Source organism: Rhizobium sp. Root1334 (genome assembly GCF_001426665.1).
In the GTDB taxonomy this organism is placed as follows: domain Bacteria; phylum Pseudomonadota; class Alphaproteobacteria; order Rhizobiales; family Rhizobiaceae; genus Pararhizobium.
This window is the reverse complement of sequence record NZ_LMEY01000032.1, coordinates 1-13953: the sequence shown is the minus strand read 5'-3', so window position 1 is coordinate 13953 and position 13953 is coordinate 1. Positions and strand designations below refer to the sequence as shown.

At 58.5% G+C, this 13953-nt stretch carries 14 protein-coding genes and 3 tRNA genes; 10 read left to right on the top strand and 7 right to left on the bottom strand.

The window, feature by feature from the left end:
* The first annotated feature begins 55 nt into the window (after positions 1–55).
* The 4 genes from ASD36_RS29110 to prfB all read left to right on the top strand — a co-directional run bounded on the left by ASD36_RS29110 (position 56) and on the right by prfB (position 5883).
* Positions 56–355: a hypothetical protein gene (locus ASD36_RS29110; protein WP_060502083.1), complete on the top strand. Its 300-nt coding sequence runs from the start codon at positions 56–58 to the stop codon at positions 353–355.
* 271 nt (positions 356–626) lie between these two features.
* Entirely contained in the window at positions 627–1826 is a 1200-nt protein-coding gene (locus ASD36_RS29105; protein WP_244481904.1) for an N-acetylmuramoyl-L-alanine amidase, read from the top strand.
* Between the two features lie 372 nt (positions 1827–2198).
* The gene (locus tag ASD36_RS29100; protein WP_060502081.1) at positions 2199–4652 is read left to right on the top strand and encodes a penicillin-binding protein 1A; all 2454 of its coding nucleotides are present in this window, start codon (positions 2199–2201) and stop codon (positions 4650–4652) included.
* Positions 4653–4751: 99 nt separating this feature from the next.
* Positions 4752–5883, top strand: a protein-coding gene (gene prfB, locus ASD36_RS29095; protein WP_112834605.1) for a peptide chain release factor 2 whose coding sequence is annotated in 2 segments (ribosomal slippage) — positions 4752–4820 and positions 4822–5883 — 1131 coding nt in all. Because the reading frame shifts where the segments join, the coding sequence is not laid out codon by codon here.
* Positions 5884–5964: 81 nt separating this feature from the next.
* Here the strand turns inward: prfB and ASD36_RS29090 are convergent.
* The 6 genes from ASD36_RS29090 to ASD36_RS29065 form a co-directional block, all read right to left on the bottom strand.
* Positions 5965–6450 (bottom strand): hypothetical protein, encoded by a 486-nt coding sequence (locus ASD36_RS29090; protein WP_347360148.1) that lies wholly within the window; start codon positions 6448–6450, stop codon positions 5965–5967.
* A 249-nt stretch (positions 6451–6699) separates the two neighbouring features.
* The gene (locus ASD36_RS29085; protein WP_060502079.1) at positions 6700–7473 is read right to left on the bottom strand and encodes an NAD kinase; all 774 of its coding nucleotides are present in this window, start codon (positions 7471–7473) and stop codon (positions 6700–6702) included.
* A gap of 148 nt (positions 7474–7621) precedes the next feature.
* Entirely contained in the window at positions 7622–8467 is an 846-nt protein-coding gene (locus ASD36_RS29080; RefSeq protein WP_060502078.1) for a hypothetical protein, read from the bottom strand.
* A 202-nt stretch (positions 8468–8669) separates the two neighbouring features.
* A tRNA-Thr gene (locus tag ASD36_RS29075) sits at positions 8670–8745 on the bottom strand.
* Positions 8746–8978: 233 nt separating this feature from the next.
* Positions 8979–9710, bottom strand: a complete 732-nt coding sequence (locus ASD36_RS29070; protein WP_060502077.1) for a YoaK family protein — start codon at positions 9708–9710, stop codon at positions 8979–8981.
* Positions 9711–9792: 82 nt separating this feature from the next.
* A complete protein-coding gene (locus ASD36_RS29065) occupies positions 9793–10737 on the bottom strand; it encodes a LysR family transcriptional regulator (protein ID WP_060502076.1) in 945 nt (314 codons plus the stop codon).
* A 160-nt stretch (positions 10738–10897) separates the two neighbouring features.
* Between ASD36_RS29065 and ASD36_RS29060 the strand changes: the two genes are divergently transcribed.
* The 3 genes from ASD36_RS29060 (at position 10898) to ASD36_RS29050 (ending at position 12209) form a co-directional block, all read left to right on the top strand.
* Positions 10898–11524 (top strand): FMN-dependent NADH-azoreductase, encoded by a 627-nt coding sequence (locus ASD36_RS29060; protein WP_060502075.1) that lies wholly within the window; start codon positions 10898–10900, stop codon positions 11522–11524.
* Between the two features lie 154 nt (positions 11525–11678).
* The gene (locus ASD36_RS29055; RefSeq protein WP_060502074.1) at positions 11679–11843 is read left to right on the top strand and encodes a PhnA domain-containing protein; all 165 of its coding nucleotides are present in this window, start codon (positions 11679–11681) and stop codon (positions 11841–11843) included.
* A gap of 93 nt (positions 11844–11936) precedes the next feature.
* Positions 11937–12209, top strand: a complete 273-nt coding sequence (locus ASD36_RS29050; RefSeq protein WP_060502073.1) for a hypothetical protein — start codon at positions 11937–11939, stop codon at positions 12207–12209.
* Between the two features lie 7 nt (positions 12210–12216).
* Here ASD36_RS29050 and ASD36_RS29045 read toward each other — a convergent pair whose 3' ends face one another.
* Positions 12217–13098, bottom strand: coding sequence for an RNA methyltransferase (locus ASD36_RS29045; protein WP_060502072.1), 882 nt, complete (start codon positions 13096–13098; stop codon positions 12217–12219).
* A gap of 218 nt (positions 13099–13316) precedes the next feature.
* Between ASD36_RS29045 and ASD36_RS29040 the strand changes: the two genes are divergently transcribed.
* From ASD36_RS29040 to ASD36_RS29030, 3 genes are all read left to right on the top strand, one after another.
* Positions 13317–13401, top strand: a tRNA-Tyr gene (locus tag ASD36_RS29040).
* Positions 13402–13424: 23 nt separating this feature from the next.
* A tRNA-Gly gene (locus ASD36_RS29035) sits at positions 13425–13498 on the top strand.
* 265 nt (positions 13499–13763) lie between these two features.
* Positions 13764–13953 (top strand): GTP-binding protein (locus ASD36_RS29030; protein ID WP_006728776.1); only part of this gene is annotated, 190 nt, incomplete at its 3' end.

Below are 13953 nucleotides of genomic sequence, written 5' to 3'. Positions count from 1 at the left end.
GGGACAACGTTAATGACCAAACAAGAATGCCAATGTAGTAGGCCCTGAAGGCCCGATGAATGTGCCCGGTCACGGGCCTGCGGTGATCGTCACCATAAACGCTCCGGCCACCGCCGGAATTTCTCGATTCAGCATGCGAAGAAAAAGTGGAGCGACGGCGGATGAAGCGCGACTGCTTGTCCGAGACGTGATCTGCGTTGAAGCGGTTTTACCCGTCCCGATCACGCTCTGGCGCCAGGGTTTTAAACACCCTTTGGCTGCCGGTCGTCGATTCTATCCCGTCAACACTTTCTCCCTGCAAGGCTTTTATGTTTTCTATGTCACAATGGCAAGGGAAAAGCCGGAAGCGCCATAATATTGATTGATTCGCTTGTCGGGGTGTGTACTGGCGAAGTGCTGGTTTGCTGCGGTCTTGAGGCTCGTTAACGGCGCTGGAAAAGGGCAGGCGGCGTCCCTTGAATATGGAGAGCGCAAGGTTTGGTTAACCATATGGCGTCATGGATACTGCAGGCAGCAACGCGCCAAGTGTACGGGCCATGTCCCGAAATGAGATGTCGCGACCTGGTCGTCGGCGACGCTACCACCGCGGTACCGGTGGGCGTATGCAACAAGGAAGAGCGGATTTGATCCTGTCAGCGATGATACGACGGTGCCTGCTGGGCCTCCTGCTTCTTTCGGCGGCGCCGGTCGCTCATGCTGCCGATGCACCATTGCTCGCTTACGGTGCGCGGATTGCCGGCGACGACGCCCGCACCAGGGTGGTGATTGATTTCGACCGCAAGCCCGTTTTCTTCGTCCACTATGTCGCCAATCCGCCCCGTGTCATCGTCGATTTGCCTGAGACCTCCTTTGGTCTGAAACCCGAGGATCTGAAAGCGCGCGGTCTGTTCACCGAAATTCGCTATGGCGCGATGGGGCCGGGCAGCGCCCGCGTGGTGCTCACTGCAAGCAAACCCGTCGCCGTCACGGTCGCCGATGTGAAGGCGGATGAGGAAGGCAAGGGATTTCGCCTGGTGCTTGATGCGGAACGGGTGACCGAGGCGCGTTTTTCCAGCTTGATCGCAGAGCAGACATGGACCGGTACTGTCAGCGCTGCAAAGACCGACAGGCTGGTCGAGCCGGCCGCACCCGGAGCATTCATTATTGCCGTCGATGCTGGTCACGGCGGTATCGATACCGGCGCCATCGGCAGCGAGACCAAGATGGAAGAGAAGAGCGTCACGCTTGCCTTCGCCGCGCAGCTTGTCGAGACGCTCAACAAGGAGAAGGGCGTCAAGGCATTCCTGACGCGCGACAAGGATGAGTTCCTGTCCTTGCCGGAACGCGTCCAGGTTGCCCGTCAGCACAGCGCCAACCTGTTCATCTCCATTCACGCCGATACGCTGAAGCAGCGTGATATTCGTGGCGCCACCGTCTACACGATCTCCGACAAGGCATCCGACCATCTGGCAGCCAATCTTGCAGCCCGCGAAAACCTGTCGGATGAGATTGCCGGGGTCACCTTCAAGAGCGAACCGGCCGAAGTCGCCGACATTCTGATCGATCTGACGCGCCGCGAAACGCAGGCGTTCTCGGTCAATCTCGCCCGTTCCGTCGTTTCGTCCTTCGAGGGGCAGATCAACCTGATCAACAATCCACACCGCCATGCGGGATTCCGGGTTCTGCAGGCGCCGGATGTGCCATCGATTCTGCTGGAATTGGGTTTTTTGTCCAACAAGGAAGATGAAAAGCTCCTTGTCGATCCGGTCTGGCGCAGCAAGGTTGCAGATCTTATTGCGGCTGCCGTGCGCGGCTATCGCGGCGAGGCCGTCGCAAACGGTGGTTGAGCACGGTTTGGAGGAAGTTCCATCCGTTGCCGCTCAATGGCGTGAACCGGTAATAACGTCTGTTGTGATTTGTGTCGCCGGAGTAACAGCGATATCGTTTTCAACGGGATGACCCATGTTTAATCTGCTGCAAGCCCTATTTTACTCACAATCCGGTCGCTATCCGGAAGTCTGAATTGCACGGCGGTGATCCGAAAGACGATCGCTGGCCGTAAACATGCAACGTGGGGAAGCGCCGCCGGCCATCCGGAACGCATTTCATTCGTTGTTTAATGCGTTGGCGTGATTGCATTCGGGCAAGGTGCGGGGTAGGCCCACCGGCAGCGTATGTTCCGCATAGATAAACGATAACTGGATACCGGTACCTGGCTGATGATCAGACTGATTGGATATTTCTTCGGCATTGGCGCATTTCTGGTGCTCGGCGTTGCCGCAGCCGCTGCCATCTATCTTGGCCATGTGACCAAGGACCTGCCAGACTATGAGGTCCTCAACAGCTATGCGCCTCCGGTAACAACCCGCGTCCACGCCGGCAATGGCGCGCTGATGGCTGAATATGCCCGTGAACGCCGCCTCTATCTGCCGATCCAGGCCATTCCCGATCGCGTCAAGGCGGCCTTCATCTCGGCCGAAGACAAGAACTTCTACCAGCATCCAGGCGTCGATATCACCGGCCTTGGCCGCGCCATCTTCGTCAACCTGCAGAATTTCGGCTCCGGCCGCCGTCCCGTCGGCGCTTCGACCATCACCCAGCAGGTTGCCAAGAACTTCCTTCTCTCCTCCGACCAGACGATCGACCGCAAGGTCAAGGAAGCCATCCTGTCGTTCCGCATCGAGCAGGCCTACAGCAAGGATCGTATTCTCGAACTCTATCTCAACGAAATCTTCTTCGGTCTGAATTCCTACGGTATCGCTGGCGCCGCACTGACTTACTTCGACAAGTCGGTCACCGAGCTGACCATTGCTGAAACGGCCTATCTCGCAGCACTGCCGAAGGGGCCGGCTAATTATCATCCATTCCGCAGGGCCGAAGCTGCCATCGAGCGCCGCAACTGGGTCATCGATCGCATGGTCGAAAACGGTTACGTCGCCAAAAGCGATGGCGATGAGGCAAAGAAGCAGCCACTGGGTGTCAGTGTTCGTCGCGGTGGATCGCATCTGTTCGCGTCTGACTATTTCGCCGAGGAAGTTCGCCGCCAGATCATCCAGCGCTACGGCGACAACGCGCTTTACGAGGGCGGCCTGTCGGTCCGCACATCACTCGACCCGCGCATTCAGGTGGAAGCGCGCCGGGCGCTGCAGAACGCGCTGGTTTCCTATGACGAGCGCCGCGGTTTCCATGGCCCGATGAAGTCGATCGAAATTGGTGGAGACTGGGGCGAGCCGCTCGGCAAGCTGAATGCTTTGTCTGATGTGCCCGAATGGAAACTGGCCGTCGTACTCTCCGTTGACGGTAACGGTGCCGACATCGGCATCCAGCCGGAAAAAGAGGCCGGCGGCAAAATCGGCGCCGACCGCGTGACCGGCCATATCACCGCCAAGAACATGCAATGGGCCTACCGCTCTTCGACCGGTGAGCGTAAGACGGCAAAGTCGCCGGAAGGCGTCGTCGGTCCGGGCGATGTCGTTTATGTCGAGCCGACTGATGCTGCCGGAGAATATCGCCTGCGCCAGCCGCCGAAAGTGCAGGGCGGCCTTGTCGCCATGGACCCGCATACGGGCCGTGTTCTGGCCATGACGGGTGGCTTTTCCTACGGCCAGTCTGAATTCAACCGTGCAACGCAGGCCATGCGTCAGCCGGGATCGTCCTTCAAGCCCTTCGTTTACGCGGCAGCACTGGACAACGGCTATACGCCCGCATCCGTCATTCTCGACGCGCCATTCGAACTCGTAACCGGCGGTCAGGTCTGGCGTCCGGAAAACTATGGCGGCGGTTCGGCCGGCCCTTCGACACTGCGTCTCGGCATCGAAAAGTCGCGTAACCTGATGACGGTGCGGCTTGCCAACGACATGGGCATGAACTTGGTGGCCGAATATGCCGAACGTTTCGGCATCTACGACAAGATGCTGCCGGTGCTCGCAATGTCGCTCGGTTCAGGCGAAACGACGGTTCTGCGCATGGTGTCGGCCTATTCGGTGCTCGCCAATGGCGGCAAGCAGATCAAGCCGTCGATGATCGACCGCATCCAGGACCGCTACGGCAAGACGATCTTCCGCCACGAAGAGCGCACCTGTGACAATTGCAATGCGGCTGATTGGGAAGATCAGGAAGAGCCGGTTCTCACCGACAACCGCGAGCAGGTTCTTGACCCGATGACCGCCTACCAGATCACATCGATGATGGAAGGCGTGGTTTCCCGCGGTACTGCGGCCGGCAAGATCAAGCTCGACCGTCCGGTTGCCGGCAAGACCGGAACGACCAACGACGAAAAGGACGCCTGGTTCGTCGGCTATACGCCGGACATGGTGGCTGGCCTCTATCTCGGTTTCGACAGCCCGGCGCCGCTCGGCCGCGGTGCAACAGGTGGCGGTCTGGCGGCTCCCGTGTTCAATGATTTCATGCAGGCCGCAACGCAGGGTACCCGCCCAAGCAAGTTCGTTGTGCCGGAAGGCATGAGCCTCATCCCCGTCAACCGCAAGACCGGTATGGCGGCGGCAGACGGCGATCCGGATACGATCATCGAGGCCTTCAAGCCCGGCACCGGCCCGGCCGATACCTTCTCGGTCATCGGTGGTGCCGATCAGTACATCCCGCCGGAAGAAATCCTGAAGGCGTCGCCGCAGGCCAATGATGCGATCAATCGCGGTTCCAGCGGCCTGTTTTAACCAGCCCCTTCCCATTCACCGGCGCCCGCCGCTGTTTACACGAGCGGCGGGCGCCGTTATTCACGGCGCACATTCCATACGAACGCAAGAAGCGGAACCATGCGGACTGAAATCGAGAACATTGTCGACGAAATCAAGCAGGCCATAAGCCTGCTGAGGAGGCATCTTTGACTGGGATCAGGCGGTAAGACGGCTGGACTGGTTGAACAACAAGGCAGAGGATCCAAACCTCTGGAACGACGCGTCGGAAGCTCAGAAGCTGATGCGCGAACGCCAGCAGCTGGATGACGGCATCAATGGCGTTCGTGCTTTCGAGCGGCAGATGCAGGATGCCATCGACCTCATCGAACTCGGTGAGGAAGAGGGTGACGCTGACATCATCAAGGAAGCCGAAGATGCGCTGCGCGCACTGAAGGTTGAAGCCGCCCGTCGCCAGGTGGAAGCGATGCTCTCCGGCGAAGCTGACAGCAACGATACCTATCTCGAAGTCCATTCCGGTGCCGGCGGTACCGAGAGCCAGGATTGGGCGAACATCCTCTTGCGTATGTACACGCGCTGGGCTGAGCGCCAGGGTTATAAGGTCGAGCTTCTCGAAGTTCATGACGGTGAAGAAGCGGGCATCAAGTCGGCGACGCTGCTGGTCAAGGGGCACAATGCCTATGGCTGGCTGAAGACCGAATCGGGTGTTCATCGCCTTGTTCGTATTTCGCCATTCGACAGCAATGCCCGCCGCCACACCTCGTTCTCGTCGATCTGGGTCTACCCGGTCATCGACGATTCGATCCAGATCGATATCAACGAGAGCGATTGCCGTATCGATACCTACCGTTCGTCCGGCGCCGGCGGCCAGCACGTCAACACCACCGATTCGGCCGTGCGTATCACGCATATTCCGTCCGGAATCGTCGTGCAGTGCCAACAGGAGCGTTCGCAACACAAGAACAAGGCCAAGGCCTGGGACATGTTGCGTGCCCGCCTCTACGAAGCGGAGCTGAAAAAGCGTGAAGACGCGGCCAATGCTGAAGCCGCATCGAAGAGCGATATCGGCTGGGGTCACCAGATCCGGTCCTACGTGTTGCAGCCGTATCAGCTGGTCAAGGACTTGCGTACCGGCGTCGCCAGCACAGCGCCTGACGATGTGCTCGATGGCGATCTGAACGAGTTCATGGAAGCTGCACTCGCACACCGTGTCAACGGCGGCGCCGATGCCGTGGTCGACGATCTGGCCTAAGCCGGGTTTCCATCTCCAAAAAAATAAAAAAAGCCGGGCGCATCCATTGCCCGGCTTTTTCTTTTGGTTATGTCCGTGTGGTCAGTTCGTCTCCCGCTCGACCTTGATATCGCCGATATCATCGATCAGCACGGTCCAGGTCTCGGGTTCCAATGCGGTCGGGTCCGTTTTCAGATAGACCGTGGCAAACAATCCCGGCTGGGCGGCAACGCCATCGGATGTGTCCGGCCTGATATCCGTGACATAGGCCTTCATCGCAGAAAATTCCTCAAGCTCCGCTGAGGAAATAACCTTGGGACCTGCAGCATCCAGTACCACCTGCTGCAGGAATATGTGCGCGTTGCCCTCCGGCTGGCGCACCGCAACGAGCTTGTAATAACCCCGTTGCGTGGGAGATATCGTTGCCGATTGATTGTCTGTAGCCGTGCCGGCCTTTGGATCCAGGGCGGATAGCGGATCGCCGCTTTCCTCCCAATATCCCGTGCTTGTCACGAAGATAATGTTGGCAGGCATCAGGACGGTTTCATCCGCGCGGGCAGCGGATCCCTCAGCAAATGGCAGAAACAGAACAAGGGCTACAAGACACTGAATGGAAAGCAAGGCTGTGCGCGGCGTGGCGCCAGACACACGCAGCTCAGGCGTGTTGAAACGTTGGATAGGGAGCATCTTCGTCGCCTTAGATAGGTTCGTGTAAACAGCTGGATGCTCTCACCTCGATCCGTTGCAGGCATCAAGGCACGCTCAACTCTGCCACAATTTTTGGCGGGAATCGATTCGAAATCAAGGCATTGCGGCAGGAGACCGCGTCTATCGCTTCTAGTTGGAAAATTGTTCGGCCAGGATACGGTCCGACCAGGAGTAATCCGGATCGGAAAGGATGTGCGCCGTCTTGTTTTCCGATTCAGCAATGCGAACCTTCACCACCGATTTGACCTCGACATGATCGGCGACCGCGTTGACCGGACGTTTTTCGGGTTCGAGAATGTCGATATCGACGGTGACCTTGTTGGGCAAAAGTGCGCCGCGCCAGCGCCGTGGCCGGAATGGACTGACCGGCGTCAGGGCAAGAAGGGGGGCTTCCAGCGGCAGGATAGGCCCATGGGCGGAGAGATTGTAGGCTGTCGAACCGGCGGGCGTGGAAAGCAGGACACCGTCGCAGACAAGCTCTTCGAGCCGCACCCGGTCGTCAACGACGACCCGGAGCTTGGCTGCCTGATAGGATTGCCGGAAAAGATAGACCTCGTTGATCGCCAGCGCCTTGAACGTGTTGCCGTCAGCGTCTGTGGTTTTCATCTCAAGCGGCCGGAACGTATTCTCGACGGCCGCAGCCAAGCGCTCGTGCAGATTTTCCGTGCTGTAACGGTTCATCAGAAAACCGATCGAGCCACGGTTCATGCCGTAGATCAGCTTGCCGGAATTCATCGTCTTGTGCAGCGTCTGCAGCATGAAGCCGTCGCCGCCAAGCGCCACGATCACATCCGCTTCCGCCGGGTCTTCCTGGCCGTACAGAGCGATCAGTGCCGCTTCTGCCGCCTGTGCCTCGTCGGTTGCCGAAGCGGCGAAGGCGATGGTTTTGAACGTGCGAGCCATGAAATGCCTGTCTGTTTTATAAAATGGGCCGCTCAATGAGGAGAGGCCCGAAATATGGTCCACCTGTAAGTCCGACAGAAGGCGTCGCTGCGGAGAATGCCGCCATTATCATGCACAAAAGAACATTATGGGGAAGGGAGGATTGAGGCTATTCCCGCCAATGATCGGCGACCCACGGCGTTGGAAGGATATACTGGCGCAGGTATTTGAACGGCGCCTTGCCTTTCCTTCGGCTGGCATCAAACACCCCCAAAACGTGGTTGAGAGGGGTTGTGGCACGTCCCTTCAAGCCGAATTGGCCGTCGATTGCATGCTGCGGGAAAAAGTTGCGCGGGAATAGGACGACCCTGGCATCCGAGGGGAGACGCGGAGCGAGGAAATAGTTCAGAGGAAACGGCCAGCGGCAATCCTGTTTGAAATGCAGGACCCAGCGGCGCGGGAAAAACTTGACGCCGCCCGGCGCGTTTCGGGTAACGAACCGCTGCTCAAATTCATATTTGTCGGCGACGCCCTGCGGGTCGGCGCGGAACTTTTCCTGTAGCGGAACAAGTTTGCCGACCGGGAACCGGAACAGCGACGTCTGGCCGAGACGCTCGAATGGCGTCGTCTGATTCTGGGCGATCATCACGTCATCCGGTCCGCCTGTTTCGAAGAAGGCATCAAGCGAGCCGACGATCACCAGGTCGAGGTCCAGGAACAGGACCGGGCCGCTGAGGTTGCTGAGTTTCGGTCCCCAAAGGCGTGCCTTGGGCCAGATACCCTTGGTCTTGACCGGCATCTTTTCGATGTCCAGCGGCGGCAAGTCCTCCAGGTGAATTTCCGGCCGCAAGCCCTCCCTGTTATCGGTGAAGCAGGTGAATGTGAAAGGGGGAGTGATGTTGCGTGCCACCATTGCATAAAGCCGGTTGATAAACGGCGCGCCGTACTTTGTACCCCAATTGATGCAGATAATCTGCTTCACGCCGCCGCTTGCAGCCAGAACGTCCGCCGTCATGCTTGTCATTCCTCATTTCGCGCCGGGCTTGCCGCATCCGCGCTCAAGCCCATACCGGCGGTATATCGCGATTGCATATAGGCTTACAGCGCTCTGATTCTAAGTGGGGGGTGCAAATCCTGCAGAGGCGCGAAAATCTGGCAAAATAAACAGCAAGCTTGCCAAAGAAGTCCGATAGCCGGGAAATTTAAGCAGAAAAAAATGGTGCCCCCACCAGGACTCGAACCCGGGACCCCCTGATTACAAATCAGGTGCTCTACCAACTGAGCTATAAGGGCAGCACTTGCGGCAGGGAGTTACCATATTCTGATCGCGTGTAAAGCGAAAATACGGCTCGGCGGCTGCTTTTCCAGTGATTGACCTGTTTGGTGCGCGGTGGGCTGCTGCACGGCACCCTGAATCGAAGTGAATTTTGGGAGTTATGCAGCGAATCTAAAGCGCTGCGGCGCGTCGTGCACGCCATGAATACCGTGCGGCCCTGGTTGTCTTTGCACTCGTGTGGGACTGGTGGTCAAAGGCCAGGTCTTGCTGGCCGAAAATTTGTGGCTTGGGGCGGCGTACGCAGGGCGAGGCGTTTCTGCAGCCGCGGTGGGATGAAGAACGCAAGAATCGCAAATACCGCCGCAAAGGCGGATATTATCCACAGCGCATCCGCGCCTAGCGCCCGTTCGAGAAACGCGCCGCAGATGCCGCCGGATATCATTCCGAGCCAGGGAACGATCTGCAGGCCCCAGTCTGGCCGTGCCGTCCCGATTATCCAGTTGCCGATGCCTTTGCCGAAGCGGGAGAGGGCGCCGGTGACATAGGTCAGCCCGACCGGCAATCCCGCCATATGTTCGACTGCGGCATTGACCAGCCCCATGGCCAGCACGATTGCGTAGAATTGCAGTGTAGCAAGGCCCGGTTCAGTGATGATGGCAGCCAGCGCCAAAAGCAAGGCCGCGCCGATGAGGATGCGGAACGCACGCCGGGCTGCATTGTGGGCAATGACGACCCCAAGTGCGTTGCCAGCGACGAACATGGCAAGACCACCCACCAGAATAGCCGCCCCAACTGCTTGCCCATCCACAAGCGCCACGGCGGCGCGGGTGGTATTGCCGCTCATGAAGGAGACAAAGCTACCGGCGATCAACAGGCCGGCAGCATCCGTCATGCCGGCCAGAAACGAGATGGCTGCGACGAGAATGATGCCGGTGACCGTGCGCTGTCTTAAGATGATGCCCCGCCGCCGCTCTCGAGTCATGACTATGACTTTCCCCCGTCAATTCTGATTCGGTCGTCTGAAACGTCCGTCATCATATGTTGGGCAGCCTGAGAGGCGCTATCTATTCCGCAGCGTCGAGCATTGCCGGTTTAGGGTCGATTTCCGTGCAGCGCGACATTGCGCCCGGCAGATTGTCGGCCAAGAAGTCGATGAGCGCGCGGACCGACGGCAGCAAGCCATGGCGCGACGTGAAGACCAGATGGGCGATGGTGGTGTTCGAGCACCACTCCGGCAATACCGGCACCAGCACACCGGTCCGGATCCCCCGATTGCAAAGATGATCTGGCAGGAGCGCAATGCCGACGCCTTCGATGGCTGCCCGTTCGAGAATGCCGAAATCGCCACATCCAATGACGGGTTGATGACTGATGTCGCGTTTCGTTCCGTCGGTATGGTTCAGCTGCCAGGTATCGGTTGGATGCTGCTCGTTCATCGACAGCGTCGGCATGCTGCCCAGCGTATCGATCGTTACATTGCCGATCCGCGCCATCAGCGCTGGACTTGCCACGAGAAACTGGCTGGCTTCGCCGAGCTTGCGGATGATCAGGTTGTGGTCCGTGTCCAGTTGAGCGCGGGCGCGGAGCGCGATGTCGATGCGTTCTTCGACCAGATCGATCCGGCGGTTGGTGGTGGTGATCAGCAGGCGGACACCCGGATAGTGACGATGAAAGGCCGGCAGGATGGCGGCGACCATCGGCGTGAAACCGATCGGGCAGGCGAGGCGAACTACCCCGGCCGGTTCACTTTTGGCCGCAGCCACCACTGCTTCAGCAGCCTCGACGCCAGACAAGATCATTTCGCAACGTTCATAGAAGGCCTGCCCGATCTCGGTTACCCGCAGCTTGCGGGTGGACCGTTCGAGAAGACGTACGTCAAGCTGCTGCTCCAACCGGGCAACATGCTTGCTGAGTTTGGACTTCGGAATGTTGAGGGCACGGGCAGCGGCGGAAAAACCCTTGTTTTTCACCACGGCGGCAAACAGCGCGAGATCGTTCAGGTCCTGCATGTCACACCTTCATGTCCATCGAAAATTGACCATCATTGTTTCTATCAGGAAACGGCTTGTCGAAAAAGGGCCGGCTTATCAGTCGATTGTTTTAAAATCATATGTGATGCACCAAACGCCACCCGAGCGTACACCAAACAATCAAACGAAGGTGCCTACCATGAACATTCTCCATATCGACTCAGGTATTCTCGGCGATCATTCCGTTTCCCGCCGCCTGACCGCATCGATCGTCGCACGGATCAAGGCAGAGCGTCCCTCTGACACTGTTACCTATCGCGACCTTGCCGCCGCCCCACTTGCCCATCTCAGCGGTTCGCACCTGATGGCCGCTTCCGCCAATCCGGAAGGTCTCGATGCGACGCTGGTTTCCGAGCTTGATGCCGGCCGCGCCTCGCTCAACGAATTTCTTGCCGCTGATGTCGTCGTCATCGGCGCACCGATGTACAATTTCGCCATTCCGAGCCAGTTGAAGACCTGGATTGACCGCATTCTCGTTGCCGGCACCACATTCCGCTACACCGCGGAAGGCGTCGAAGGCCTTGCCAAGGGCAAGAAAGTGATCGTCGCTTCGACCCGTGGCGGCCACTATTCCGGTTCCTCGCCGATCAGTGCCATGGACCACCAGGAAACCTATCTTAGCACGGTATTCGGTTTCATCGGTATCACTGATGTCGAATTCGTCCGCGCCGAAGGCCTTGCCATCAGCCCGGATTCCAAGGAAGCCGCGATTACCGAGGCTGAAAAGGCCATTGCCGGCCGCGGCCATTTCGATATCGCCGCCTGATCCTTCATCCTGATCCCTGTGATAGAAAGCCGGGCACCGTTCGTTGCCCGGCTTTTTCGTTGCGCGCTGCACCCACGGTAGCAGAGGCTGGACAGGCCTGCATTGAGGGGATAGAGCCGCACCGAAGGGCCTTGCCCTCAGATTAAAGATTGGAATGACACTGACGGATGTCAGGGACAGCAACGGCACAATCCTCTCCGAGGGAGACAATGTCAGCCTGATCAAGGATCTCAAGGTCAAGGGCACTTCCGAGACCTTGAAGCGCGGCATGATGATCAAGGGCCTGGTGTTGCGCACGGAGTTTCTGAAGAAGGCCTGAGTTGCCGTCGGTCTGCAGACTAGCACCGGCGCGCCGTTGCGTACCGGGCGCCAATCCGCTGGACGTCCGGATTTTTTGTATTACACTTCGCTTATGAAAAGCGTTCCGGCACTTTTGATGGTCGCGCTTGTTCCGGTCCTTGCCGGAACGTCTTCTGGCGCGTCCTTTGCCGCCGATCCGATCTGCACCTGCAGAAACAAGGATGGTTCGAAACTCGAACTTGGACAGACCGCGTGCATCCGCGTGGGCGACACCGCCTATCTGGCGCGGTGCGAAAAAGAACTCAATGTCATGACCTGGCGCAAGCTGCGGGACGAATGTCCCGAAGCGCGATTGTCGGTTGCCGCGTTGCCTTTGACGCAGTAGCGGCCGGTCAGGCCTTGGTCAGGTGACCGCGGGCCGCATACATGGCGATCGCGGCCGCATTGGAGACGTTCAGCGACTTGATGGCGCCGGGCATGTCGAGGCGGGCAAGCGCGTTGACGGTCTGGCGGGTCTTCTGCCGCAGTCCCTTGCCCTCGGCTCCCAGAACAAGCGCGATCTTTGCGCCAGAAAATGTCTGTTCAAGTGGCGCCGGCCCTTCCGAATCAAGACCGATCGAGACGAAGCCGAGCTTGTGCAGTTCTTCCAGCGCATCGGCGAGATTGGTGATCTGGATATAGGGGATCATTTCCAGGGCGCCAGAGGCCGATTTGGCCATGACGCCTGATTCTGTCGGGCTGTGACGCTGCGTGGTGATCAGGGCGCCGGCGTTGAAGGCAACGGCGGAGCGCATGATGGCGCCGACATTGTGCGGATCGGTCACCTGGTCGAGGACGAGAATCAACGGGCTGTCGTTGAGTGCCGAAAGACGGCGCACAGGCAGCGGAACGGTTTCCAGCATTGCGCCCTGATGGATGGCGTCCGGTCCGAGGATCTTGTCGAGATCCTGCGGCGTGACGATCTCCACCGGAAAATCCAGTTCTTCGACCGGGCCTGTTTCCAGCCGCACCAACGCATTCTGCGTCACCGAAAGCTTGGTGATTTTGCGCTCGGGATTGTCGAGGGCGGCGCGCACCGTGTGAATGCCGTAGAGCAGCACCTGGTCGGGCGCCAGTTGCGGCGCCTTCCAGTCAGGTGCAGCACTTCTCTTGCGCTTGTCCTGTACGGGGGTCGGGATTTCGCCGCGTTCGCGCTTGGCGTCGCGATGCGCACGGCGAAGAGTGGCGTAATGGGTGTCTTTGGCGTTCTTGTCGCCCGGATTATCTTTGCTCATGCTTGTCTTATACTGATGATGCCGTTCGCGTGGAACCGTTTTTCGCGAAATCGGCGGCTTGCAATCTTTATCACGATTTTCCCAACTTTTTCTGAGGCGCCGTGTTGACAGGATGAAACGGGGCCGTCATATACCCGGCGCAGATTGAGGGAACGGATTGCCCCGGCAAACAACACCTTGATCTGCAATACTTGGTCGATTGATCCCGACAGAATAATGGAGGGATGCCCGAGTGGTTAAAGGGGACGGACTGTAAATCCGTTGGCTCAGCCTACGTTGGTTCAAATCCAACTCCCTCCACCATTCTGTCACACGGATCTTGACCCGCGGGTATAGCTCAATGGTAGAGCAGCAGCCTTCCAAGCTGAATACGCGGGTTCGATTCCCGCTACCCGCTCCACTAAATGCCCCAATATCTCCGGTCTTTGTTGTGCTGCTTTAAGACAAGCCGGCAAATGGCTGATTTGATCGCGTTTCCGCGTTTGGCGTGATGGCCATTGGAAATGTATCCTGTCATCCCCACATAGGCATCATCCGGGCCTTAAGGGCCTGACGGAGCGCAAAATAATTAAGTCTTGCGCATTCCGCCCGAAACCCTTAAACGCCTCCCCAAACCGGCGCCGCCGGTATGGTGCATTTTCATTGATCACAGGAAACTTGACCCCATGGCAAAGAGCAAATTTGAGCGCAATAAGCCGCACGTTAACATTGGCACGATCGGCCACGTCGACCATGGCAAGACGTCGCTGACGGCCGCGATCACGAAGTATTTCGGCGAGTTCAAGGCGTACGACCAGATCGACGCAGCACCGGAAGAAAAGGCCCGCGGCATCACCATCTCGACGGCACACGTCG